Source organism: Blastocatellia bacterium (genome assembly GCA_035275065.1).
In the GTDB taxonomy this organism is placed as follows: Bacteria; Acidobacteriota; Blastocatellia; order UBA7656; family UBA7656; genus DATENM01.
In genome coordinates this window covers 1-1,194 of record DATENM010000128.1, presented here as the reverse complement: position 1 = coordinate 1,194, position 1,194 = coordinate 1, and the positions used below count along the sequence as shown (strand labels likewise).

Genomic DNA, 1,194 nt, shown 5'->3' with positions numbered 1-1,194 from the left:
GACATCCTTTACAGATCGTTATCATGACATCCTTTACAGTTGATGAGGTAGTCTGCAGCGCCGGGAGGAGCTGCCGATGCCTTGGAGAACTAAGAGCGTCATGGATGAACGAGTGGAGTTTGTGCTGCGCGCGCGTGACGGAGAAGAGACGCTGGCGGTGCTGTGTCGGGAGTATGGAATCAGCCGGCCGACTGGTTATTTATGGCTGCAGCGTTATCGGGAAGTGGGGAGTGTAAACGGGTTGGCGGAACATTCGCGGCGGCCGCTGCAGTCACCGCGGCGCACGGCGGCAGTGATCGCGACAGCGGTGCTGGCGGTGCGAGATGAGAAAGGCTGGGGTGGGCCCAAGATTGCGAAGGTGCTGGCCAGGCGCGGGCTGGCGGTGGCTCCGGCCACGGCGCAACGGATCCTGAAGCGCGCTGGTCGAGTGGTAAAGCCGGAGGTAAACAAGACGTGGACTCGGTTTGCCCGAGAGCAATGTAATGAATTGGCGCAAATGGATTTCAAGGGTGAATACACCCTGCCGGCGGAAAAGTGTTATCCGCTCTCACTGTTGGATGATTGCAGTCGTTATTTACACGGGCTGTGGCCCCTGAACAGTACTGGGGGTGCTGGCGTCAAGCAGTCGTTAGAAGGCCAATTTCGCGAGCATGGGGTGCCGCTTTCGATCCTGGTGGACCATGGCACGCCCTGGTTCAGTACTACGAATGCCCATGGTTTGACATGGGTGTCAGTCTGGCTGCTCAAGCAAGGAGTAGTGTTGCGGTACTCGGGCGTGGGCCATCCGCAGACGCAAGGCAAAGTGGAGCGGTTTCATCAAACTTTGAAAGGGCGCACAAAACATCGGGGAGCACCGACAACGATGGGTGAATGGGAGCGTTGGGCGCAGGAGTTTCGCCAGGAATACAACTATGAACGTCCGCATGAAGCGTTGGGGATGAAGACACCCGGCGAGGTTTACCAGGCCGTGAACCTGCGTATTTATCAAGAGCAACCGCGGGCATGGGAATATACCGGGGGAATGGTCAAACGCCTCAACACGCAAGGCTTACTCTATTACCGGCAGCAAACATACTTTGTCAGTGAAGCACTGGCTACGGAGTATGTACGTGTAGATGAGCTTGACGGAAAGTTGTTGGTGACCTTCCGTCATATGACAGTGCGCGAAATCGAGGTTCGCACCGGCAGGAGCAC

At 57.0% G+C, this 1,194-nt stretch carries 1 protein-coding gene; it reads left to right on the top strand.

What is annotated here, in order from left to right; all coding sequences use genetic code 11:
- Nucleotides 1-100: 100 nt before the first annotated feature.
- The coding region (locus VJ464_24160) for an IS481 family transposase (protein ID HKQ08242.1) at nt 101-1,194 on the top strand (1,094 nt) is incomplete at its 3' end.